Source organism: Dietzia sp. B32 (genome assembly GCF_024732245.1).
In the GTDB taxonomy this organism is placed as follows: domain Bacteria; phylum Actinomycetota; class Actinomycetes; order Mycobacteriales; family Mycobacteriaceae; genus Dietzia.
In genome coordinates this window covers 1,687,649-1,707,144 of record NZ_CP093845.1, presented here as the reverse complement: position 1 = coordinate 1,707,144, position 19,496 = coordinate 1,687,649, and the positions used below count along the sequence as shown (strand labels likewise).

The 19,496-nt window shown below is 69.8% G+C and carries 13 protein-coding genes and 1 tRNA gene; 4 read left to right on the top strand and 10 right to left on the bottom strand.

Features of this window, described 5'->3' with window-relative positions; genetic code table 11:
- Nucleotides 1–76: 76 nt before the first annotated feature.
- Both L8M95_RS08125 and L8M95_RS08120 read right to left on the bottom strand, forming a co-directional pair.
- Nucleotides 77–982, bottom strand: coding sequence for a MaoC/PaaZ C-terminal domain-containing protein (locus tag L8M95_RS08125; RefSeq protein ID WP_260488970.1), 906 nt, complete (start codon nucleotides 980–982; stop codon nucleotides 77–79).
- Between the two features lie 6 nt (nucleotides 983–988).
- On the bottom strand, nucleotides 989–2,338 hold the full coding sequence (locus tag L8M95_RS08120; RefSeq protein WP_396119668.1) for a 3-oxoacyl-ACP reductase: 1,350 nt from the start codon (nucleotides 2,336–2,338) through the stop codon (nucleotides 989–991).
- A 123-nt stretch (nucleotides 2,339–2,461) separates the two neighbouring features.
- Here L8M95_RS08120 and L8M95_RS08115 point away from each other — a divergent pair, with 123 nt between their 5' ends.
- Nucleotides 2,462–3,775 carry an acetyl-CoA C-acetyltransferase gene (locus L8M95_RS08115; RefSeq protein ID WP_260488969.1) on the top strand — a complete coding sequence of 438 codons (1,314 nt, stop codon included), beginning with the start codon at nucleotides 2,462–2,464 and terminating at the stop codon, nucleotides 3,773–3,775.
- Nucleotides 3,776–3,974: 199 nt separating this feature from the next.
- Nucleotides 3,975–5,906, top strand: coding sequence for a VanW family protein (locus L8M95_RS08110; protein WP_260488968.1), 1,932 nt, complete (start codon nucleotides 3,975–3,977; stop codon nucleotides 5,904–5,906).
- Nucleotides 5,907–6,087: 181 nt separating this feature from the next.
- Here the strand turns inward: L8M95_RS08110 and L8M95_RS08105 are convergent, their stop codons facing one another.
- The gene (locus tag L8M95_RS08105; RefSeq protein ID WP_260488967.1) at nucleotides 6,088–7,926 is read right to left on the bottom strand and encodes an acyl-CoA dehydrogenase; all 1,839 of its coding nucleotides are present in this window, start codon (nucleotides 7,924–7,926) and stop codon (nucleotides 6,088–6,090) included.
- 155 nt (nucleotides 7,927–8,081) lie between these two features.
- Nucleotides 8,082–10,427 carry a phosphoenolpyruvate synthase gene (ppsA, locus tag L8M95_RS08100; RefSeq protein WP_260488966.1) on the bottom strand — a complete coding sequence of 782 codons (2,346 nt, stop codon included), beginning with the start codon at nucleotides 10,425–10,427 and terminating at the stop codon, nucleotides 8,082–8,084.
- Between the two features lie 103 nt (nucleotides 10,428–10,530).
- Here ppsA and L8M95_RS08095 point away from each other — a divergent pair, with 103 nt between their 5' ends.
- Nucleotides 10,531–11,586, top strand: a complete 1,056-nt coding sequence (locus tag L8M95_RS08095) for a methyl-accepting chemotaxis protein (RefSeq protein ID WP_260488965.1) — start codon at nucleotides 10,531–10,533, stop codon at nucleotides 11,584–11,586.
- 58 nt (nucleotides 11,587–11,644) lie between these two features.
- Here the strand turns inward: L8M95_RS08095 and L8M95_RS08090 are convergent, their stop codons facing one another.
- From L8M95_RS08090 to L8M95_RS08065, 6 genes are all read right to left on the bottom strand, one after another.
- Nucleotides 11,645–12,937, bottom strand: a complete 1,293-nt coding sequence (locus L8M95_RS08090) for a CdaR family transcriptional regulator (protein WP_260488964.1) — start codon at nucleotides 12,935–12,937, stop codon at nucleotides 11,645–11,647.
- A gap of 61 nt (nucleotides 12,938–12,998) precedes the next feature.
- The gene (locus L8M95_RS08085) at nucleotides 12,999–14,417 is read right to left on the bottom strand and encodes an NAD(P)/FAD-dependent oxidoreductase (protein ID WP_260488963.1); all 1,419 of its coding nucleotides are present in this window, start codon (nucleotides 14,415–14,417) and stop codon (nucleotides 12,999–13,001) included.
- Between the two features lie 4 nt (nucleotides 14,418–14,421).
- Nucleotides 14,422–16,302 carry a DUF3556 domain-containing protein gene (locus tag L8M95_RS08080; RefSeq protein WP_260488962.1) on the bottom strand — a complete coding sequence of 627 codons (1,881 nt, stop codon included), beginning with the start codon at nucleotides 16,300–16,302 and terminating at the stop codon, nucleotides 14,422–14,424.
- Between the two features lie 60 nt (nucleotides 16,303–16,362).
- Complete coding sequence (locus L8M95_RS08075; RefSeq protein WP_260488961.1) at nucleotides 16,363–17,820, bottom strand: class I adenylate-forming enzyme family protein; 1,458 nt, start codon at nucleotides 17,818–17,820, stop codon at nucleotides 16,363–16,365.
- A 217-nt stretch (nucleotides 17,821–18,037) separates the two neighbouring features.
- Nucleotides 18,038–18,108, bottom strand: a tRNA-Gly gene (locus L8M95_RS08070).
- 61 nt (nucleotides 18,109–18,169) lie between these two features.
- Nucleotides 18,170–18,424, bottom strand: a complete 255-nt coding sequence (locus tag L8M95_RS08065) for a hypothetical protein (protein ID WP_260488960.1) — start codon at nucleotides 18,422–18,424, stop codon at nucleotides 18,170–18,172.
- Nucleotides 18,425–18,640: 216 nt separating this feature from the next.
- Here L8M95_RS08065 and L8M95_RS08060 point away from each other — a divergent pair, with 216 nt between their 5' ends.
- On the top strand, nucleotides 18,641–19,471 hold the full coding sequence (locus L8M95_RS08060; protein WP_260488959.1) for a DUF2470 domain-containing protein: 831 nt from the start codon (nucleotides 18,641–18,643) through the stop codon (nucleotides 19,469–19,471).
- Nucleotides 19,472–19,496 lie beyond the last annotated feature (25 nt).

Sequence of the window (19,496 nt, the reverse complement as noted above, 5' to 3'; positions counted from 1 at the left end):
CACCCGCCTCTCGGGCGATGTGTGCGGAACGGTCTTCTCGACGCCGGCGGTACCCGCCGGCGGGTACCGCCGAAGATTACAGCTCGTCGATGCTCGCGGTCGCGTGCACGGTGCCCAGCTTCTTGGGATTGCGCACCGTCAGCGACCATGCCGGGTCGCCGGCGCCGCCGCGGCGGGCATAGATACCCAGCTTGGCCGGCAGGATCACGGGCTTGCCGAACTCCACCGAGAAGCGGGCCCGCTCGGGGATTCCGCCCTCGACCGTGCCGAGCAGCGTGGCAGCCGTCCACATGCCGTGGGCGATGACGTTGGGGAATCCGAACGCCTTCGCACCCACCTTGGACACGTGGATCGGGTTGCGGTCACCGGACACGGCCGCGTACTCGGCGATCTGCGCCTCGGACACCGACTTCACCAGGGTGGGGTCGCCGATCTCGGCCGCGGTCGGCGGTGCGGGCTTCGGCGGGCGCGGGGCGTCCTTGGCGGGGCTGAGCGAGGTCCGCCGCTTCGAGAGCAGGCCCGACCGCTGCACCCAGGCGGGCTCGTCGTCGTCGCCGGTCCTGATCTCGGTGACCATGTCCAGCAGCAACCCGGCGGGGTGCTCGCGCAGGTTCTCGGCGTGTGCCCGGATGGTGAGCTCGTCGCCGACCCGCAGCGCGCGGCGCGATTCGATCTCGTTGGTCAGGTGCACCGACCCCATCGCCGGCACCGGGTAGTCCGGGTCCAGCATGAGCTGCATGCTCAGCGGGAACGCCAGCGTGAACGGGTAGGTCAGCGGCAGCTCGTCGGTCAGCCGCAGGCCGCAGACGCGGGCGTAGGCGGCCAGGTTGGCGACGTCCACCCGCACGCCGGAGACCTCGACGCCCTTGGCGGGCATGGACTTGCCGTCGCGGGAACCGCCCACGACGGGCATCGCGCCCAGCGCTGCCTTTCCGTACTGGGCCAGCAGGTTGGGGATGGCGGGAAGCCGGGTGTACTCCACGTCAGCTCACGCACCCAGCAGCGACTGGCCGCACACGCGGATCACGTTGTCGGTGACCGCGGACGATGCGGGGTTGGCGAAGTAGGCGATGGTCTCGGCCACGTCGACCGGCAGGCCGCCCTGCTGCATGGAGTTCATGCGGCGGCCGGCCTCGCGGGTGGCGAACGGGATGGCGGCGGTCATCTGGGTCTCGATGAAGCCCGGGGCCACGGCGTTGACGGTGACGTTCTTCGAGGCCAGCTCGGCGGAGGCGCCGTTGACGAACCCGATCACGCCGGCCTTGGACGCGGCGTAGTTGGTCTGGCCGCGGTTGCCGGCGATACCCGCCATCGAGGACACACCCACGACGCGCGAACCCTCGCCCAGGATGCCCTTCTCGGCGAGCTCGGCGGTGATGCGCTCCGGCGCGATGAGGTTGACGGCCATGACGGAGTCCCAGCGGGCGCCGTCCATGCCGGCCAGCGTCTTGTCGCGGGTGATGCCGGCGTTGTGGACGAGCACGTCGACGCGGCCGTCGTGGCGCTCGGTCACGTGCTTGGCCAGGACCTCGGCGGCGTCCGCGGCGGTGACGTCCAGCGGCAGCGAGGTGCCGCCGACTTTGTTGGCGGTGGCCGACAGCGACTCGCCGGCGGCGGGGATGTCGCAGCAGATCACGTGGGCGCCGTCCCGGGAGAGCACGGCCGCGATCTCCGCGCCGATACCGCGCGCGGCGCCGGTGACGACGGCGAGCTTGCCCTCGAGCGGACGGTCCCACGACGCCGGGGCGGTGGCAGAACCGGCGCCCACGCGGAACACCTGCGCGTCGACGTACGCCGACTTGGCGGACAGGATGAACCGCAGGGTGGACTCGAGCCCGGAGGCGCCCGCGTCGGCGTCGGGGGAGACGTACACGAGCTGGACGGTGGAGCCGCGCTTCATCTCCTTGCCGAGCGAGCGGGTGAAGCCCTCGAGGGCCCGCTGGGCGATGCGCTCCTCGACCGAACCGGTCTCCTCCGGGGTGGTGCCGAGCACGACGATGCGGCCGCTGGCGGCCACGTTGCGCACCACCGGGTTGAAGAACTCGAACAGGGCCTTGAGGTCCTCGGCGCGGCGCAGCGAGGTGGCGTCGAAGACGAGGCCCGCGAACTTGCCCTCCGCGCCGGCGCCGGCCAGCTCGTAGTCGCCGGCGAGCATCTCGCGGACGGGCTCGACCAGGCGGCCCTCGCCGCCGATGAGGACGGGACCGTGCAGGGCGGGCTGTCCGGCCTCGTACCGTCGCAGCTGCTCCGGCTGCGGGAGGCCGACCTTGCCGGCGATGAACGACCCGGGGGCCGAGGTCACGAACTGCGAGTAGAGGTCGAGGTTGCCCTGTGCCATGGCGATCATCTCCTGGAGAGGTGCGGTACTACGGGTCGACAAGTAACTTACTGCTGAGTAACAATACGTGCAGGGCCGCGCTTCGGGCCACCGGACACCGAGAATCAAACGGGAGTGACACACGTGACCACCAGCCCCCGCAAGGTCGCCATCGTCGGCGGCAACCGAATCCCCTTCGCCCGCTCGAACGGCAAGTACGCGGACGCCTCCAACCAGGACATGCTCACCGCCGCGATCGACGGACTGGCGAGCCGCTACAACCTCCAGGGCAAGCGCATCGGGTCGGTCGTCGCGGGTGCCGTGCTCAAGCACTCCCGCGACTTCAACCTCACCCGGGAATCGGTCATCGGTTCCGTGCTGGACTCGTCGAGCCCGGCCTACGACGTGCAGCAGGCCTGCGGAACCGGCCTGGCCGCCGCCATCCAGGTGGCCGACGCTATCGCCCTCGGTCGCATCGAGTCCGGCATCGCCGGCGGCACCGACACCACCTCGGACGCGCCGCTGGCGGTCAACGACGACCTGCGCAAGACGCTCATCAAGGTCAGCTCCGCCAAGTCGACGGTCGACCGACTCAAGCTCCTCGGCGAGATCCGTCCGCAGGGTCTCGTGCCCGAGCAGCCGCAGAACGCCGAGCCGCGCACCGGTCTGTCGATGGGTGAGCACGCCGCCATCACCGCCCGCGAGATGGGCGTCACCCGCGCGGACCAGGACGCCCTGGCCGCCGCCAGCCACCACAACCTCGCCGCCTCCTACGAGTCCGGCTTCCAGGACGACCTGGTGACCCCTTACCTCGGCGTGGCCCGCGACGACAACATGCGGCCCGACTCCTCCGAGGAGAAGCTGGCCAAGCTCAAGCCCGTCTTCGGCAAGCGCGACGCCGAGGCCCACGGCACCGAGGCGACCATGACCGCCGGCAACTCCACCCCGCTCACCGACGGCGCGTCCGCCGTGCTGCTGGCCAGCGAGGAGTGGGCCAGGGAGAACAAGCTCCCGGTCCGCGCGTACCTGGTGGACTCCGAGACCGCGTCGGTCGACTTCGTCCACGGTCACGACGGCCGTACGCCCGACGGGCTGCTCATGGCCCCCACCTACGCGGTGCCGCGTCTGTTGGCCCGCAACGGCCTCACCCTCCAGGACTTCGACTACTACGAGATCCACGAGGCGTTCGCCTCGCAGGTGCTGGCCACCCTGGCCGCGTGGGAGTCCGACGAGTACTGCACGGAGCGGCTGGGACTGGACAAGGCCCTGGGCTCGATCGACCGCTCCAAGCTCAACGTCAACGGTTCCTCGCTGGCGGCCGGCCACCCGTTCGCCGCCACCGGCGGCCGCATCCTGGCCGCCACGGCCAAGCTGCTGGAGCAGAAGGGCTCCGGCCGGGCGCTGATCTCCGTCTGCGCCGCCGGAGGCCAGGGCGTCACCGCGATCGTGGAGCGCTGACCCCGCCCCTGGAACATCCGCCTGCGGGTCGAGCCCGCGGAGCATCGCCCGTGAAAGTGCAGCCCCCGCGTCCGGCGCGGGGGCTGCACTCCTCGGTGCCAGTCGGTCATAGTGTGTTCACAGTGGTTCGGGCGGGGACATCCCGGTCGACGGCCCGCCGGGTTCCGTCGTCCCCCGCTCGGGAGGAGGCGGATAGCGCGTGGACGAGTTCCCCGACGACAACGCCCCGGCACGCCCCGTCGAGATCGAGGGTGCGGGCCGACACCCGGCCGCGTCCGATCGGCGGCGCTACCGGGTGCGCTCGCGGTGGCTCCACACCGGCGTCGGCCTGTTCATGGCGCTAGCGGTGCTGTACGGCTTCGACCTGGTGCAGAGCATCGGCCGGGTCCCGCGCGGCACCGAGGTCGCCGGGATCCAGGTGGGCGGGATGCGCACGGCCGACGCCGAGCAGCGACTGATCACCGAACTCGGACCGAGGGTCGACGACGAGGTGGACCTCCGCGCCGGGGCCGTCACGACCACGTTGGACCCCCGGTCGGTCGGGCTGTCGGTGGACTGGCAGGGCACGCTCGACCGCGGTGGTGAGCAGCCCCTCAACCCGCTGAAGCGGCTGATCAGCCTGGTGTGGTCGACCGAGGTGGGCATCGCCAGCGTCATCCCGGACGCCCGCCTGACCGACTTCCTCGAGCGACTCGCCCTCCAGGCGGACTTCGAACCCCGCGAGGGCGCCATCTGGTTCGACCGCGACGAGGTCCGGTCGGCCATCCCACTCGACGGGCAGCGTCTCCGGATCGAAGACTCGCGCGACGCGGTGCTCGAGCACTGGCTCGACGACGACGGTGTGGACCTGTCCGTCGACTTCACGCCCACCGAGACGGACGCCGAGCAGGTGCGCGCCCTCATCCGGGACATCGCCGAGCCCGCCGCGTCCCGGGACCTGACGCTGATGGCCTCGCGGATGCGCGACGACGGTACCGAACCGGCGACCACGACGATCACGACCAGGCTCCCGGCCCCGCCGCCGGCGCCGGGACGTGAGCGGCCCGAACCCGCCGAGCGGGAGATCGAGATGGTCGAGCCGGAGGACCCGGGCGCGGTGCCGGTGCAGTTCCCGCGTGATCGGATCGGGGAGTACCTCAGCTTCGTCCGTGTGGGCGGGGTCCTCGAGCCCCGCTTCGACGCCGACGCGGCCAAGGGGATTCTGGACCCGCTGCTCGAGGTGACCGAACAGGAGGGCAGGGACGCGTCCTTCGAGTTCAGCGGCACGAGAGCCACGGTCGTGCCCGCGGTGCAGGGGCGAACCGTCGAGTGGGGGCCGCTGCTGGGGGCGCTGCCCGGTCAGCTCACCGACGTCGAGGGCCCGCGGGTGCTCCCCGTCGGGTACGTGGGTCGCGACCCCGAGCTGACCACGGAGGAGGCCGAACGGGCGGGCATCCGCGAGCCCGTCGGCCAGTTCACAGTCACCGTCGGCGCGAGCGGCCGGGCCCAGTCCATGATCGCCTCTCTGGCCGGGCACTACATCCCCGCCGGCGAGAGCTTCTCCATGGCGGAGGTCGCCGGCACCGTCTCCGGGGACGTCTCCGCGGATGCCGTGGCCACCGCCCTGTTCAACGCGGCCTTCGAGGCCGGAGCACAGGACCTCGTGCACAGCTCCCGGGGCGTCGACGGCGACGCGTTCCCGGCCGGCCGCGATGCCACCGCCTCGGCCGACGTCGGGTTCCGCAACGCCCAGGGCGCCGGGCTGGTGATCGACGCCTCGGGCAGCGGCAACTCGGTGACGGTCCGGCTGTGGGGGACGCCCGAGTACACAGTGAGGGTGTCGACGGCTCCCCGTACCGACATCCGGCGGGCCCAGACCCGGGTCGTCACCACCGCCGGCTGCACCCCGAGCGCGGGCGAGGACGGGTACACCGCACGCGTGACGCGGGTCGTCCTGCGAGGCGACGAGACCGTCAGTACGGACACCGTCTCGTCCTCCTACGCACCGCGGGACCGCATCGAGTGTCGGGTCGAGCCACCGGCGCCCCGCGACGACCCCGCCCCGCCACCGCCGCCGCTGCCGGGACCCGGCGGCCCGATCCGCATCCCGGGCCTGCCGGAGATCCGCATCCCCGGCCTGCCCGGCAATTAGAACCAGAAATCCGCTACCCGGATTCCGGATCCGCTACTCCCATAGGCGTAGCGGATCCGGAATCCGGGTAGCGGATTCGTGGGTGGCGGGCCGCTCGCGCCCGGCGAAACGGGTCGATCCGCCGCCCGGGCGTGGGCGGCGGATCGACGGTGAGGACCCGGACGGGCCCGTCAGGTGGGGATCAGAACGCGGACTCGTCCAGCTCCATGAGCTCGTTGCCGAGACCGGCGACGATCCCGCGGGTGGCGGTGAGCAGGGGCAGCTCGTTCGTCGCGAACCACCGGGCCGCGGCGATCTTGCCGTTGTAGAAGTCCTTGTCGTCGTCGGACGCCCCGTCCAGTGCGCCGAGGGCGACCTCGGCGCCGACCAGCAGACGCCAGCCCATCATGAGGTCACCGAAGCCCATGAGCACGCGGACCGAGGCGAGCCCGACCGTGTACAGACGCTTGGGGTCCTCCTGCGAGCCCATGAGGTGATCGAAGCAGGTGCCGATCATGGCCTCGACGTCCGCGAGGGCGGTCGCCAGCAGCTCACGCTCAGCGGACAGCTGGCCGCCGCACGCGTCCTCGGCCAGGAACTTCTTGATCTGCGCCGACACGTGGCCCACGGCGGTGCCGCGGTCACGGGCGATCTTGCGGAAGAAGAAGTCCTGGGCCTGGATCGCGGTGGTGCCCTCGTAGAGGGAGTCGATCTTGGCGTCGCGGATGTACTGCTCGATCGGGTAGTCCTGCAGGAAGCCCGACCCGCCGAACGTCTGCAGGGACTCGGTGAGCAGCTCGTAGGCGCGCTCGGAGCCGACGCCCTTGACGATCGGCAGCAGCAGGTCGTTGACCCGGTGGGCGAGTTCGGCGTCTGCGCCGGACGCCCGCAGGGCGGTCTCGGGGTCCTGGTGGGCGGCGGTGTACATGTACACGGCGCGCAGGCCCTCGGCGAACGCCTTCTGGCGGATCAGCGCACGACGCACGTCCGGGTGGTGGGTGATGGTCACGCGCGGAGCGGTCTTGTCGGCCATCTCGGTCATGTCGCCACCCTGGACGCGCTCCTTGGCGAACTCCAGAGCGTTGAGGTACCCGGTCGACAGGGTCGAGATGGCCTTGGTTCCGACCATCATGCGGGCGTGCTCGATGACGTCGAACATCTGACGGATGCCCTGGTTGAGCACGTCACCGCCGACCATCCAGCCCTTGGCGGGGACACCGTGGCCGCCGAAGGTGACCTCACACGTGGTGGAAGCCTTGATGCCCATCTTGTGCTCGACACCGGTGACGAACACGCCGTTGCGCTCGCCCATCTCGTTCTTCTCGAAGTCGAAGTGGAACTTCGGCACGAAGAACAGCGACAGGCCCTTGGTGCCGGGGCCGGCACCCTCGGGGCGAGCGAGGACCAGGTGGAAGATGTTCTCGAACATGTCGTCGGCGTCGGCCGAGGTGATGAAGCGCTTGACGCCCTCGATGTGCCAGGAACCGTCGTCCTGCTGGATCGCCTTGGTGCGGCCGGCACCGACGTCCGAACCCGCGTCGGGCTCGGTGAGCACCATGGTGGCGCCCCAGCCGCGCTCGGCACAGGTCGCGGCCCACTTCTTCTGCTCCTCGGTGCCGTTCTCGAAGAGCACCGCGGCGAACGACGGGCCGGCCGAGTACATGAACGCCGGCGGGTTGGCGCCGAGCATCATCTCGCCCGTGGCCCAGACCATGGCGCGGGGAGCCGGCATGCCGCCGATCTCCTCGGGCAGGCCCATGGACCAGTAACCGGCGTCGAACCAGGCCTTGAACGACTTCTTGAAGTCCTCGGGGATCGAGACCGAGTGGGTCTCCGGGTCGAACACCGGAGGGTTGCGGTCGGCGGACGCGAAGGACTCGGCGACCGGCCCCTCGGCGAGGGTGGCGACCTCGGCGAGGATGCCCTTGGCGGTCTCGGTGTCCATGTCGCCGAACTCGCCGGCGTCGAGTGCCTCGTTCATACGAAGGACCTCGAACATGTTGAACTCGAGATCCCGGACGTTGCTCTTGTAGTGACCCATAACGGTCTTCTCCGTTCGGAGTGCGGTGTCATGAAATGTGTCGCGCCCGAGGAGCCGGTGCCCGCAACCACTGGTACGCCGGAACCTACTCGCCGGTAACAAGACAGATGCTAGTGCGTTGTCAGCAATCAGTCCAAGGTGAGGAAAGGCTCTGATTACGGCGAGGACCTGCGAGAGCGCCCGGTGGGTCGGTCACGTCCCGGGCGGGGGACCGCTCGGGCGGCATCGAGCAGGATGGTCCGCTCGGCCCGGGCGACGGTCCGCCGGGTCAACTCCGCGTAGTCCGGCGTGACGGAGACGGACGTGACCCCCTTGCGGACGAGGTGTTCCGCCATACGGGGATCGGTCGACGCGGCCTGTCCGCACAGCGACACGGTGAGGCCCGACTCGTGGCAGCGGTCGATGATCTGGTCGATGAAGGCCAGGACCGCCGGGTCCATCGAGTCGAACAGGTCCGCACACACCTCCGAGTCACGGTCGACCCCCAACGTCAGCTGGGTGAGATCGTTGGAGCCGATCGACACCCCGTGGATGCCCATCGCCGCGTACTCGGGGATCCAGTGCACCACCGAGGGGACCTCGGCCATGATCCATCGCCTGAGCCCGGTGTCGCGCCCGATCGGGTGTGCGTCGATTATGTCCAGGCAGGCACGCAGTTCCCAGCCGGTCCGGACGAACGGGATCATCAGGTGCAGGTTCCGGTGCCGCTGCCGCACCCGGGCGAGCGCATCGAGCTCCAACCGGAACAGGTCCGGTTCCCGGGTGTAGCGGAAGCAGCCGCGGTACCCGATCATCGGATTGCGTTCCTCGGCCTCCACCTCCCCGCCGAGCAGTCCCCGGAACTCGTTGGATCGCAGGTCGGTGGCCCGGTACACCACGGGCCTGGGATCGAAGGCGGCGGCGATGGTGCTGATCCCCGCGGCCATCCGTTCCACGTACTCCTCGGCTCTGCCCTCCTCGACGAGCCTGCGCGGGTGCAGCCCCTGCAGCGCGCTCGTGATGAGGAACTCCGCTCTCAGCAGGCCCACGCCGTCGACGTCCATCGCCGCGACCCGCGCCGCGGCGTCCGGGGTCGCGAGGTTGACGTAGACGGCCGTGGCGGTGATCTCCCGGGTACGCACCTCGGGAGCCGCGGCGGCATCGGCGGGAGCCTGCGGTGGTGCGGCCTCGCGGACCTCTCCGGGGTAGACGACGCCGGCGGTGCCGTCGACGGTGATGGTCTGCCCGTCGGCGATGTCGGTCGTCGCGGACCGCGTGCCCACGATCACCGGGCGCCCCAGTTCGCGCCCGACGATGGCGGCGTGACAGGTGACGCCGCCCTCATCGGTGACGATCGCGGCGGCGCGCTGGAGGATCGGCAACCAGTCGGGATCGGTCATCGTCGCCACCAGGATCTCGCCGGCGGCCAGGTTCACCCCGTCCGCCAGTTCCGTCAGGACCCGCGCGGTCCCGATCGCGGTGCCCGGCCCCGCGCCGAGGCCGGAGACGATCGGCGCCACCCCGTCCCCGGCGCCCCCGGTGCCGACCGGAGCATCCGCGTGGGCGGCATCGGTGTCCAGCGTGGTGATCGGGCGGGTCTGCACGATGTAGAGCTCACCGTCCTCGAAGGCGAACTCGGTGTCCTGCGGCAGGCCGTAGTGCTGCTCCGACATGACGGCCAGGCGGGCCACCTGGCGCACCTGGTCGTCGTCGAGCACACGGTTCAGCTGCTCGGCCTCCGGGACGGGGACGAGCCCGTCCGCCGTGCGGCCCGCGACGATCCGGGCGACCTTCCGGCCCACGTGCACGGCGAGGATCCGCAGGTCGGCTTTGGACACGACGTAGGTGTCGGGCTCGACCTTGCCGCCCACCACCACCTCGCCGAGCCCGAACGCCGCCTCTATCACCACCCGGTCGACCTGGGAGGTGCGGGGATCGGCGGTGAAGGCCACGCCCGAGGTGTCGGAACGGACCATCTTCTGCACCACCACCGCGATCGACGGTTCGTCGTCGTACCCCGTCACCGCCCGGTAGGTCATGGCGCGCGGCGTCCACAGCGAACACCAACAGTCCCGCACGGCCTCGAGCACCGACTCCTCGCCCACCACGTCCGTGTACGACTCGTGGATACCCGCGAACGAGGTGTCACCGGCGTCCTCCGCGGGCGCGGAACTGCGGACCGCCACGGGGACGTCCGACCCCAGCGACCGGTAGTGGGCCAGGATGTCCTCGCGCAGGCGGGGCGGCATCTCCACCGCGGCGACGGTGCCGCTGAGCTCCGCCGCGAGGGACATCAGGTCCGCCTCGCTCAGCCCCTCCTCCGGGACGCGGCGGTCGTGGAGACGGGTCCGGACCCCGGCCGCGTCCATCGCGGCGAGGTAGGCGGATTGGCCCACCGAGAACCCCGGCGGTACGGGGAACCCCGCGCCCGTCATCTCCCCGAGATTGGCGGACTTCCCGCCGTACTCCGGAGCGTCGGCGAGCCGCAGCTCGGCGAAATCGGCGACCCAGCGTGTGTTCATCTCTCGCCCCTTTGTGATCGCGGCCCGAAGGGTCGGGACCGTGACTGTCCCCATGGTGTGCAGACCGGCCGCCCGGTGTGGGCGGTTCAGGCACAATCAGCGCATGGCCGACATCCAGCTCCGCGTCCCCTCCGCCTCCTCCGTGGTGGGGACGGCGTTCCGAGTCGTGGAGTGGGAGTTGAGAATGGCCAGGGAGCTGCTCCTGCTGCCCGCCCGGGTGCTCGCACTTCTCGCCGACGTCGAGGACGTGGTCGAGCGCATCCAGGACCTCCTCGACGAGGTCAACAGGACGGTGCGCGCGATCGACGGGATCGTGGCCACGGCCGTCGACACGGTTGACGGTGTCCGCACCACGGTGGCCAAGGCCAACCGCGTGGTCGACGAGGTGGAGGCCACGGTGTCCGCCGCGGACGGGATCGTCGGCCGGGTGGGGACGACCGTCGACTCCGCCGAGGGTGTGGTGCGCCGGGTCGACGGCACGATCGACTCCGCCGAGGGTGTGGTGCGCCGGGTCGACGGCACGATCGACTCCGCCGAGGGCGTGGTGCGCCGGGTCGACGGCACGATCGACTCCGCCGAGGGCGTGGTCGTGCGGGTGGGAAGCACTATCGACTCCGCGGAGACCGTGGTGGCTCGCGTCCGGACGACGGTGGACACCGCCGACGATCTGGTGCTCGACGCCGGCGGGCTCATCGAGCGTGTCGTGCCCCTCGTCGACTTCGCGGATTCTGCGTTGGCACAGGTCAAGCCCGTCGTGGAGGCGCTGCTCGTGGACGCGGACCTGGATGCGGACAAGGCCAGGCTCGTGGCGACCCGCCTGACCGAGGTCCTGGCGTGGGCGGACAAGACGATCCGGCTGCTCGAGCCGATCGCCGACGACGTCCTCGAGTCGGTCGACCCCGAGGAGGTCAAGGCGGTCATCCAGTTCATCGACCACCTGCCGGCACTGGGCAACTCCCTCGAGAACGACGTCATGCCCGTCCTGGCCTCCCTGGACACCGTCGCGCCCGAGGTCCACCAGATACTCGAGGTGGCGCAACAGTGCCTCGAGGCCGTCGCGGGCATCCCCGGGTTCCAGCTGCTGCGCCGTCGCGGCGGGGACAACGGCAAATCGACTGAGCGGCCGAGTCCCGGACCCGCGACTCCGGACCGGATCTGATCGCACCGACGCCCGAACTCCGAACGGCGCCCGTCGAGTCCGCCACCAGTGTGCGTGCTCAGCCGGATGACGTGCGGTCGTCCGGAGTCAGGACCACGCCGCCCAGGGCGTGGCAGACGGCGAGGGCCAGGTGCGTGTCCAACCGCCTGGACCCCGGTGGTCTGCCCAGTTCGTGCTCCGCCTTGGTCAGCCGGTACTTGACCGTGTTCCTGTGCAGGAGAAGGTGGGCCGCCGTCTCGGAGTAGTTCTCCGCCGAGTCGAGGAACACCCGAACCGTCTCCCGTTGTCTGGCGGCATCCTCGGTGTCGTGGGCCAGGCGGCCGAGAACCTCGCGGACCCAGCGGCGAGTGGACGCGATGTCCTCGGCCAGTCGCGCGATGACGGGGATCCCGGCGTCCGCGTACGAGACCACGTGGGCCACGTCGCTGGTGGAGACCTGCGCGACTGTCGCGGCGAACGCCGCCTGGGTGCGGGTGGTCCGGAACCCCTCGATCCCGGCGCCGGGTGCTCCGAAGGAGACCCGGGCACCGGGGGTCGCCGCAGCTATCGGCGCGATGACCCGGGTGTCCACCGTGGGCCGGCGCCCCTCCATGCCGAACCACACCTCGGCGGAGGCTCGGCCCGTGGCGATCATCAGCGGCGCACGGCTCACCTCCAGCCTCCCGGCGAGAGTGGTCACGACGTTCTCGAGGAGTCGCGATTGATCGGCGACGGCACCGAAGTCGTCGATCCACACCCGGCACGCGACGTGTGTCTGGCCCAGGCGGTATCCCGTGACCCTCTCGAACTCCGCGGGGTCGATGTCCTCCCGCTCCAGGACCCGGTTGACGATCACGTTGATCGAACGGGCCGCCTGGTTGTGGGAATAGCGCAGCTCCTCCTCGTGCGCGGCGATGACGGTACGGGTTATCTCGTCCACGTACTGGAACAGCCATCCGGCGAGGTGATGGTAGAGCGGCAGCTTCTCGTGGTCCTCGCAGTCGACCTCCTGCACCTGGTCGAACACGTGGGCCAGGAGGCAGTCGGAGCCGACGTGATAGGCGCGCCGGAGGGAGGCACTGGAGACGTCCCTCCGGGCGAGCGCGACGGCGTAGTGGAGGGCGTCGGGCAGGGGAGGGAGGTCGTGTGCGTCCTTGGTGTGCGTCAGCATATCGATGATGACCTCGACGTTGTTCGCCACACTGGCGTGGAGAGCGGTGTGGGTGTCCTCCTCGGTCAGCTCGCCGATGGCGTCCTCGATGGCCGCGGTCATGCTGTCGGAGATCGCCGCGGTCCGTGAACTGAGCCTGAGACCGATGCGGCGGGTCAGTTCACGGAGACGCTCGGGATCTTGTGGTGTTGTGCTGAGCATGGGTGCGGGCAGAATCGAGTCAGTCTGGTGACTCAGGTCCCGCCGTGTCCTCCCTCCGTGATCACCGTCTGGACAGGTACGACAGGGCGGAACGCGCCGCGTTCCACCCGACCATCCCGTGGGCGCCCGCCCCGGGCGGGGCGGCCGCCGAGCAGATGTAGATCCCGGGCACTCCCGTCGAGTAGGGGTCGAGGGCGACCCGGGGCCGGAACACCAGTTGTCGAGGGTCGTTGGCACCCGTCACGATATCCCCGCCCACGTAGTTCGGGTTGTGCTCTTCGAGTTCATGGGTCGAGCGCGTGTGGATCTGGTGGACCCGGTCGCGGAATCCGGGGGCGAATCGTTCGATCTGGTCGATGATCGTCTGGGTGGCGTCGCCCGTCCATCCGGCTGGGACGTGGGCGTAGGCGTCGACGGGATGGAGCCCGTTCTTCGCGCGGGCGGGGTCGGCGACGGACTGTTGGCCGACCAGGATGAAGGGCCGCTGCGGCATCTCCCCTCGGACGACCTGCCGCTCGGCGGCGGCGATCTCGGCGAAGGTGCCTCCCACGTGGACGGTGCCGGCCGCCCGGGACGGCTCGTGCGACCACGGTATTCCGCCTTCGACCGCGAACGCGACCTGGAACGCGGCCGGTCCGTGTCGGAAGCGTCGGTAGGCGCGGTCGACCCGCCGGGGCAGGATGCCGGCGAGGATCCGGGCAGCTGCGACTGGAGAGGTGTCGAGCATGATCACGTCCGGCCTTCCGAGCTCCCGGTGGTCGCGAACGGTGATCCCCGTTTCGATCCGGCCGCCGAGTCCGTCCAGCATCGTCGCCATGGTGGTCGCGATCGTCGCCGACCCCCCCACGGCGACCGGCCAGCCGAACCGGTGCGCGGCCGTGCCCAGTGCGACGCCGATCGCCGAGGACATCACGGAATCGAGCGGGCGGAAGGCGTGCGCGGCGACGCCCCCGAACAGTGCCCTGGCCTCGTCGCCGTGCCATCGGCGGGCGAGGAGGCTGGCCGGCATCGCGGCGTAGGCCCCGAAGCGGGCGAGGACGAGGGGATGGTTCGGGATGTGCAGGAGGGGTTGGAGGAACTCCTCGGCGATCTGGGGGAACCGGGCGTCGAGTGCACCGAACATCCGTCGGTAGGACTGGCCGTCGGCGCCGAGGTGTGAGGCCGTCCGGTCGACCGATCTCCAGACCGCCGCGCCCCTGCCACCGTCGAGGGGGTGCGAGTACTGGACCTCCGGGAGTGCCCACCGTAGGCCGTGGGCCTCGAGGTCGAACTGGCGGCTGAAGCCGGTGTCGACGGCGAGGGGGTGGAATCCCGAACACTGGTCGTGCAGCAGGCCCGGCGAGGTCATCTCGCCGGACCTGGTGCCGCCGCCGATGGAGTCGGATGCTTCCAGAACGGTCACATCGACCCCATCGGCGGCCAGTGTCAACGCGGCTGCGAGACCGTTGGGTCCGCTACCGACGATGATCGCTGAAGGCATGGACTCAGCTCATCCCGACCGTGGACTCGTCGCGACCGTCCGTGAGGGAGACCTCGGTGAGCGGGCCCTCGGCGCCGGGGGAGGAGGGAACGCTCGCGGACGCCCGCTGATCGGCCGGCAGGTACTCCGGGTGGCGCCAGGTCACGGTGAACGGGATGGGTCCGTTCGGAAGCCACGGCTGCTCCGTGACCACGTCGCGGACGTCGTAGTGGCCACGCTCGACGACCCCGAGGGCCGCGTCGATCACGCGGTACTCGATGGTCTTCTTGTGCAGCGGCTGAGACTCGGTCCAGACGCTGATGAACTCACCCGGTTCGAAGTTGCACCGCTTCTGCACTGCCGCGATCGTCCGCTCGTCGAACAGGTGCCCGTCGCCGAACTGCCACCCGGAGAAGAAGGTGCACAGCACCTCGCCCTCGCGGAAGCGGTAGTTCTCCATGCTGTCCAGGACCGACGGCATGATCGACATGTGGCCACGGCCCTGGGTGTTCATCATCCGGAACGCGGTGGTCTTCTGCAGGAACATCTCCGCGCCCTCGGGGCCGAACAGCGCCGACAGCTGGTTGTGCGGGGACGTCATGGACGTCACGAAGGCCGGGTTGTCCAACTTGGCCTCGCACCCGTTGTTGCGGAACGCCATCGTGGAGGAGGCCCAGTTGCCGGCGTACTGACGCATTCCGATGAGGAACGAGATCTTGTCGGGCCGGAAGTTGCCGACTATCGGACCGGTCAGGGTGAGGACCGCGGCGACCACCACGACCCAGACGCTGCTCGCGTCCCACAGGGCGTACCCGTCGCCGGCGAAGAAGGCCAGGAACACGATCGGTGTCGCGAACACGTAGAAGAGGTTCCACTCCTGCGGCATGGCCAGCGCGAACATCGAGTAGATGAATACGTGGAAGCACATCATGAACGCGGCGGCCAGGACCGCGACGGTCCAGTTGGTGGTGAACAGCAGGATGAGCGGGACGACGAACTCGACGATCGTGCCCATGACGTGCGCGGCGAAGAAGGCCACCTTGGTGGGCATGAGGTCCTCGGGGGCGTTGCGGTAGAGCGACCGGCGCAGCGCCTTGGACTTGATGAGCGGACCGTTGGTGAGCATGGTCTGCACGGTGGGCGTGAAGTGGACACCGATCTTGGAGATGAACGCACCCCACCACACCGCGAACATCGCGATCTTGGCGACGATGATCATGTCCACGTGGCCGGCGCCGAAGGTGGTGAGCACACCGAAGCCGAGCATGATGACGGAGTACTGCTCCGGCCGGGAGGCCAGGAACGTGACCCTGTCCCGCAGGCCCATCACCAGCTGGATCGCGACGAACGTGACGAACGGCCACAGGGGCACGAGCCCGGCCTCGCTGTAGGCGGCGGCGGTCTGCTGCCCGGGCAGGACCAGGCCCAGCGCGAGGGTGGCGAGCATCGCGAAGTAGAGCGCGACGTCGATGGCCCTGCGCTCATCCCCCTTGGTGAAGGGGACCTTGTCCGGCCAGGGCGGGAGCCGCAGCGTGCCGGTCCGCATCCAGTAGCGGTACCCGGCGGTGTTGGGCTTGAACTTGAACGCCAGCGGGCCCCACGATTCGTTGAACCCGGTGGCGGACCAGAGGATCACCCAGATCATGGCCTTCTGGTAGACGATCACCTCGCCCCACCACGCGCCGAGGTCGGTCAGCGGGAGTCCGGGCGTGGAGAGTCCGATGGCGAGCCAGCCGCCGATGAAGAAGACCAGCCCCTTGATGAGATACAGGGAGTGCATGATCTTCGGCGCGCCGAATCCGAATTCCACCCAGTGGTGAGCGAGCAGTTTCATCCGTTCCATCGTCGGGATGGACTCGAACTTGGCGGGATCGATGTCCGGGACATCGGCTTGTAGAAACCCCATGGGGGACTCCTTCTCGGGTTGGGTTGAGGGGGTGAGGTTGAGGGAACGAGGGGTGAAGGGTCAGGCGACGAGGGAGGTGCGCAGGCGCGGTTTGTCGATCTTCCCGACCGGGTTCTTGGGCAGTTCCGACGTGATGGTCACCTCGACGGGCACCTTCACCCGGGTGAGGCGTTCACGGCAGTGTGCGATCACGGCGTCGGGTGTCAGCTCCGTGCCGGGGTAGGGGACGACGAAGGCCACGGGGACCTCACCGAGCACGTCATCCCGGCGGCCGACCACGGCGACCTCGAGTACTCCCGGCAGGCTGCCGATGGCGTTCTCGATCTCCTTGGGGTACAGGTTCTCCCCGCCCCGGATGATCATGTCCTTGATCCGGTCGACGATGCTGAGGTAGCCGTCCTCGTCGAGCCGGCCCACGTCACCTGTGCGCACCCATCCGTCGACGATCGTCGACGCGGTCGCCTCCGGCATGTTGAGGTAGCCGGCCATCACGACGGCCCCGGTGATCAGCACCTCCCCGGTCTGCCCGGTGGGGACGTCACGGAGCTCGTCGTCGACGATCCGGATCCGCTGGCCGGGTAGCGCCGGTCCCACGGTGCCGGGTTTGCGCGGGCCGTCGATCGGGTTGACCGCCGAGGCGCAGGTGGCCTCGGTCAAGCCGTAGCCCTCGAGGATGGGCACGTCGAAGAAGTCCTCGGCCGCGGCCAGGAGTTCTCGCGTGGCCGGAGCCGCGCCGCAGACGGCGAACCTGAGCGAGGACATGTCCGGTCGCCGGCCCCCCGCCCTGGTGAGCAGCAGTGCGTAGATGGTGGGTACGGCGGAGAAGTAGGTGGGCCGCAGGCGCTCGACGGTGTCGTAGAACTTCGGGGCGTCGAAGCCGCCCATGATCGTCAGTTGCGCACCGACCTGGAGGGGTGCCAGGAGACTGACCATCAGGGCGTTCACGTGGAACAGTGGAAGGAGGAGCAAGCAGTGGTCCTCGGCGGTCATCCGCATGGTGTCGGCCATGGTCCGGGACATCGCCGTGGCATTGGCGTGGGTCAGCATGACGCCCTTGGGGCGCCCGGTGGATCCGCTGGTATAGATCACCAGGGCGAGGTCGTCGTCCGCCAGACCAACGGGGCCGAGCTCGGCGCCGCCTCCAGACGTCCTTAGGTCATCGACGCTAATCGTCGGTCGCCCGCCGGAGGGGGCGTCAGGTGCGGAGTTCACGACGAGCGCGGCGTCGGCGTCGTTGATCTGGTGATCGGCCTCGTCGTGGGTGAAGTTCGGGTTGATCGGGGTGGCCGCTGCGCCGAGGTACCAGGCCGCAAAGATGGAGATCACCAGTTCGCTCCGGTTGGGGAGCATCACTGCGATCACATCCCCCCTGGTGACACCGTGTTCGCGGAACTGGGCGGCGACGGAGGTCACCTTCCGGTCGAGTTCGCGGAAGGTCATCTGCGTGGCGTCATCCCTGATGCTGGGGGCGTCGCCGAAGCGATCCGCCAGGGTTCGGGGGAGGTATCCGGGTTGCACATCTACTCCTCGTCAGCGCCGGTGTGATCTCGGACACTACGGAGATCGGACGGGCCACACATCGGTAGATGTGACGAACTTCACGTCTTGAGTAGTGCACGGTGCACTAGAGGGTGCCTGTGGTCGGAGAGGGCCCGCGTTGGCGGCCGATCGAGGAGACGACTGAGGGGCACCTCCGTGATGGAGGTGCCCCTCGTGGTGCCCGTACGGGCTGCGGAGCCGATGACGGGAATCGAACCCGCGCTGTCTGCTTGGGAAGCAGAAGTTCTACCATTGAACTACATCGGCAGTGCCTGCTGGATGCCGGTTCAGGTTAGCACGAGCCCCGGTGGCCGCAGGCGCGGTGGGGTCACTTCCGGGCGGACCGACGCTTCGCGCTCGTGGTCATCGGCCGCTTGGGCTGGTTCAGTGACGCGCGGGGGACGAATCCGAACGCCACGCCACCGATCACCGCCACGGCGACCGCGCCGATGATCCACGGCGTGACCGATCCGCCGCCGGTGATCCCCATCAGCACGATGAGTACGGCGACGCCGACGCACACCCACGACCACTGGGTCCAGCGCCAGAAGTACTTCGAGGGCTCGTCCCTGAACTCGTCCATGCGCCCATTTCACCACGTCAGCGAGGGTCGGTGCATATCCGCCAATGCTCCCGGGGGGTCCGCCCGGTCGCGGGGGTCCAGGAATGTGGCAGGTCTCACGTGGTTTCCGGGGCCGTTCGGGAACGAAAGGCACCCGCCGTGCGCTGAACTGGAGGACAGTCCGTTTTGAGCGACCGGAGATCCGGTCGGCGGAAGCAGCCTTTCAGGAGGTGCGTGGTGGACGACGTCAACGAGCGGCCGATCGCCGAACGGGTACGGACGGTGCTCGCCCGGGGTGCGGCGGGCACGGTCGAGGCCGGGTTGCTCAGGCGGCCGCTGCGTTCCGCGCGGGTGCGCGATGACGGCGTCGTCGTCCTGGTGGTCGATGTCGGCGGCATGTCGCGCGACGCCGGTGACGCCGACCGGATCGCCGCCGCCGGTGCCACCGCGACGGTCGAGATCGTCGACGCGGTCTGTACCGGACGGTGCCGGGAATCCGCGCCGCGGCCGTCGTTCGCCCTGGACGGCCGCCCCGCGTCGTGCGGCGCGGGTCGGGGCGGGGGACGAGGTGCCGGGGGCGACGACGACGAGTGCACCGTCGCCCGGGGCGTCGTCATCATCTCCGGAATCGTGACGGCCTCGTCCGCGGCACGTCGGCGCAGGCTGGTCACCGCCGACGGGGGCGGGACGGGCCCGAACTCCGAGGGTGGGTCGCTCCGGCTGAGCGATCTGCAGCCGCTGGAGATCACCTACCTCGCCGCGGACGGCGTCCACGTGGTGCCCCGCGCGGCCCTCGCCGCTGCGTCGGTCGACCCGATCGGCGTCGACGAACAGGTGTGGCTGCGCCGTCTCGCGGCCGACACCGGCCTCGCGTCCCGACTCGCCCTGCGCGCGGGACATCAGATCGCGGGTACGGCTCCGCGCCTCGTGGCGATCGACCGGTATGGGGTCGACCTCTCCCTCCGTTCGACAGGGGGCGGGTTCGGCGACGTCGTCCGACTGCCGTTCCCGCAGGTCTGCGACGACTCCGAACAGGTGCTGGGCGCACTCGCGGCACTGTCCGGGTGAGCCGTTCCGCGACGATTTCCGGAAA